Here is a 3,316-nt window from a genome sequence, read left to right on the forward strand (position 1 = left end):
CCTGGCAGCACCACGGTCAGCGCAATGAAGGACACATCGCCCACCATCAGGTCAAAGCCTTCCAGCGCCTCAGGAATGCGCTCGTCGCCCGGCTCTAACTCACGGGCATTCACACCTTCGATGCAGACCACGCGTTCGTCTTGACTGATGCGCGGGTGCACTTGGGCGTGGCCCACATCCACGCCCACCACCTCGGCTGCACCAAACTGCAGCAAGCAATCGGTGAAACCACCGGTGCTTTGCCCCACATCCAGGCAGCGCAAACCATCCACCAGAACGCCCGTGGCCTTCAAAGCCCCTTCGAGCTTGAGGCCGCCACGCGAAACGTAGCGCGACTCGGCATCGTCGAGCAACTCCAAGGCCGCGCTTTCGGGCACCTCGTCGCGGTTCTTGACGACGGTGCGCCAAGCGCCGTCGGGCTGCTGCCACTTCACGCCTCCAGCAATCAGTCGCTGGGCTTGTGAGCGAGAAGCGGCCAAGCCACGTTCGACGAGAAGTTGGTCAATGCGCATGCGGTGAGGTTTCAATCAAACAATAGGGAGCAGGATAAGCACGCGATGGTGTCGGGTCGAACATGTCGGGGCTGAAGCCACCGACCTGCGGAGCGGCATCTGTAGGTCGGCGGCTTCAGCCCCGACATGGCGTCACGACAACACCACGCAGGCTCGGACCGCCAACCCACTCAGCGCATCAATAGCGGTAAGTGTCAGCCTTGTAAGGACCGTTCTTGGACACGCCAATGTAGGCCGCTTGCTCTTCGCTCAATTCGGACAACATCGCGCCGACTTTCTTCAGGTGCAAACGCGCCACTTTCTCGTCCAGGTGCTTGGGCAAGACATAAACCTTGCCGGACTCGTACTGGTCTTGCTTGGTGAACAGCTCGATCTGGGCGATGGTCTGGTTGGCAAACGAGGACGACATCACGAAGCTGGGGTGGCCGGTGGCGCAACCCAGGTTCACCAAACGGCCCTTGGCCAACAGGGTGATCTTCTTGCCATCGGGGAAGATGACGTGGTCGACTTGCGGCTTGATCTCGTCCCACTGGCATTTTTCCAGCGAAACGACGTCGATTTCATTGTCAAAGTGACCGATGTTGCAGACGATGGCTTCGTCTTTCATGGCGGCCATGTGCTCGTAGCGGATCACGTTCTTGTTGCCGGTGGCCGACACGAAGATGTCGCACTTGTCGGCGGCGTATTCCATGGTCACGACTTTGAAGCCTTCCATCGCGGCTTGCAGGGCGTTGATGGGGTCGATCTCGGTCACCCAGACTTGGGCGCTCAGGGCGCGCAGGGCTTGGGCCGAGCCCTTGCCCACGTCACCGTAACCGGCGACCACGGCCACTTTGCCGGCGATCATCACGTCGGTGGCACGCTTGATCGAATCGACCAAAGATTCGCGGCAGCCGTACAGGTTGTCGAACTTGCTTTTGGTCACCGAATCGTTCACGTTGATGGCGCGGAACATCAAGCTGCCCTTAGCGGCCATTTCGTTCAGGCGCAACACGCCGGTGGTGGTCTCTTCGGTCACGCCAATGATGTGAGCGCCTTTGCGTGTGTACCAAGTGGGGTCAATCGCCAATTTGGCTTTGATCGCGTTGAACAAACAAACTTCTTCTTCGCTGCCGGGGTTGGCGATCAAAGAGGCATCGGTTTCGGCGCGCTTGCCCAAGTGCATCAACAACGTGGCGTCGCCGCCGTCGTCCAGGATCATGTTGGGGCCTTCGCCTTCGGTGCCCGCTGTGCCGAATTCAAAAATGCGGTGGGTGTAATCCCAGTAGTCGGCCAAGGTTTCGCCCTTGATGGCGAACACCGGTGTGCCTTTGGCGGCAATCGCGGCAGCCGCGTGGTCCTGCGTCGAGAATATATTGCAAGAAGCCCAGCGCACGTCGGCACCCAAGGCTTGCAAGGTCTCGATCAGCACAGCCGTTTGAATGGTCATGTGCAGCGAGCCGGTGATGCGCGCGCCTTTCAGTGGCTGCGCCTTGTTGAACTCTTCGCGTATGGCCATGAGACCAGGCATTTCGGTCTCGGCGATTTTGATTTCTTTGCGGCCCCAATCGGCCAAGCCGATGTCAGCAATCACGCAGTCGGCGTTGAGGGTGGAAGGGATACGTGCATTCATGAGAAAAGCTCCAAGCAATGTGAATGAACCACACGCATGGGAAAAGCACTGATAGGGAAAAACAGGCTCACCGCACGTCGTGTGGATGAGCGTCGTTGCTGTTGAAGTGTTCCGAGCCTCACGCCCCGCTGCCGACTTGGCTGGCAAGTCAGGGGGCGCTGCAACGCTCCTCGGAAGGGTGCATTCTACAGCAGTCTGTTTGTTTCCAAGGGGCCAGCAGGCCTTTTGCCTGGTGGTCTTTGGGGCCCTGACCTCAGGCGCAAAGGGCCAGCACTGCCAGCGGTGCCGTTTCGGCCCGCAACACGCGTGGCCCCAGGGTCACGGGCAGAAAACCGGCGCTCAGGGCTGCCAACTCTTCTGCGGGGCTCAGACCGCCCTCGGGGCCGCTGAGCACGGTGACCGGTGTCATGGGCATCTTCGGTGCTTGACCCAGCACCTGGGCCACAGGCTGTGTGCCTTCGGACAGCGACAGCACCCAGCGCTCACCCGGTGGGGCCTTTTTGACCCACTCGGCCAATGTCACGGCCGGGTGGATGCTGGGCACCCGGTTGCGCCCGCACTGCTCGGCTGCGGCTATAGCCACGCCTTGCCAGTGCGCAATTTTTTTCTCGGCCCGCTCGCCTTTGAGTTTGAGTACGCAGCGCTCGGCCACCAGGGGCGTGATGCTGGCCACGCCCAACTCGGTGGCTTTTTCCACCAGCCAGTCCATGCGGTCGTTGGCGGTGATGCCCGCCAGCAGGTGCACAGCGCGGGCCGCTTCGCGCTCCACAGTGTGGTGTGCGCCGACTTCCACATCCACATCGCTGCGGCCCATGCGGGTCACGGTGGCATCAAACTCGCCGCCTTCACCGTTGAACAAGGTGATGAAATCGCCCGGTTGCAGGCGCAGCACCTGCACATGGCGGGCAGCGCCCGGGGGCAGGCTCAGGGCCAAGCCGGCGGCCAAAGGGGCGGGGCAATAAAAGCGGGGCATGCTCACATGCGTCCGTAAGCAAAACCCACTTGCGGGGTGGTGCCTTCGATCTCATCGATCAATTTGAGCAGAGGGCCCAGTTCGCGATAGCGGTCGCAGGTGGTGCGGATGTAATGCAGGAAACGCGGCGCATCGGCCAGGTATTTGGGCTTGCCGTCGCGCAGCGTCAGGCGGGCAAAGATGCCGGCCACTTTCAGGTGGCGCTGCAGGCCCATCCAT

General features: G+C 61.1%; 3 protein-coding genes, 1 pseudogene and 1 riboswitch. All 4 genes and pseudogenes read right to left on the reverse strand.

What is annotated here, in order from left to right:
- Positions 1 to 512, reverse strand: a 512-nt coding sequence (locus Q0341_RS04445) for an SAM-dependent methyltransferase (protein ID WP_299510857.1), incomplete at its 3' end; no start/stop codon positions are given.
- 178 nt (positions 513 to 690) lie between these two features.
- Entirely contained in the window at positions 691 to 2,124 is a 1,434-nt protein-coding gene (ahcY, locus tag Q0341_RS04450; RefSeq protein WP_299510858.1) for an adenosylhomocysteinase, read from the reverse strand.
- A gap of 80 nt (positions 2,125 to 2,204) precedes the next feature.
- A riboswitch (S-adenosyl-L-homocysteine riboswitch) is annotated at positions 2,205 to 2,302 on the reverse strand.
- 75 nt (positions 2,303 to 2,377) lie between these two features.
- Positions 2,378 to 3,097, reverse strand: coding sequence for a 16S rRNA (uracil(1498)-N(3))-methyltransferase (locus Q0341_RS04455; protein WP_299510859.1), 720 nt, complete (start codon positions 3,095 to 3,097; stop codon positions 2,378 to 2,380).
- Between the two features lie 2 nt (positions 3,098 to 3,099).
- Positions 3,100 to 3,316 (reverse strand): annotated as a pseudogene (locus Q0341_RS04460) (aminoglycoside phosphotransferase); the annotation flags it as partial.

Origin of the sequence: uncultured Limnohabitans sp. (assembly GCF_937889215.1) — a bacterium.
In the GTDB taxonomy this organism is placed as follows: Bacteria; Pseudomonadota; Gammaproteobacteria; order Burkholderiales; family Burkholderiaceae_C; genus Limnohabitans_A.

What these genes read in the sequence shown, in the direction of transcription:
- ahcY (WP_299510858.1), bottom strand. Translation starts at nt 2,124, where the DNA reads ATGAATGCACGTATCCCTTCCACCCTCAACGCCGACTGCGTGATTGCT.
- Q0341_RS04455 (WP_299510859.1), bottom strand. Translation starts at nt 3,097, where the DNA reads ATGCCCCGCTTTTATTGCCCCGCCCCTTTGGCCGCCGGCTTGGCCCTG.